1 protein-coding gene is annotated in these 388 nt (G+C 50.5%); it reads right to left on the bottom strand.

Features of this window, described 5'->3' with window-relative positions; translation table 11 throughout:
* Positions 1 to 372 (bottom strand): trehalose-6-phosphate synthase (locus tag HV824_RS36760; RefSeq protein ID WP_176425381.1); only part of this gene is annotated, 372 nt, incomplete at its 3' end.
* Positions 373 to 388: the final 16 nt, after the last annotated feature.

Raw genomic sequence — 388 nt, 5'->3', positions numbered from 1 at the left:
CCACAGGGTATCGTTGGAAAAACCCTCATAGTAGTTCTGTACTTCATCCGCGCTAAGAGCTAACGGAACAACAGTTTTACCATCCTGTTCGAAAGGTTCAGGGGAGACGTCTGGGACGCCAGGCCACCCAATCCACGCACCGTGGTTTTTCTTGAGAATGGGCTCAAGAGCAGTAACTAGGCCACCGGGGCTACGCTTCCACTCTTGCGATCCATCTTTATTAGTGACGAGGTCGGTGGGAAGTCTGTTAGCAACAACAAGAAAATCTGCGCATTTAGTGGCATCGACGGTTTCTACAGCATTTTCTCCAGTGCTGACGCCAGAAGTAACCTGGTCGTCTTTATTAGGCTGACCGCCGCCAATGTCTGACATAGTCACTCCTCTGAGT

It is taken from the genome of Myxococcus sp. AM009 (genome assembly GCF_013372605.1).
Taxonomy (GTDB): Bacteria; Myxococcota; Myxococcia; order Myxococcales; family Myxococcaceae; genus Myxococcus; species Myxococcus vastator.
This window is presented reverse-complemented; position numbering and strand designations above follow the sequence as displayed.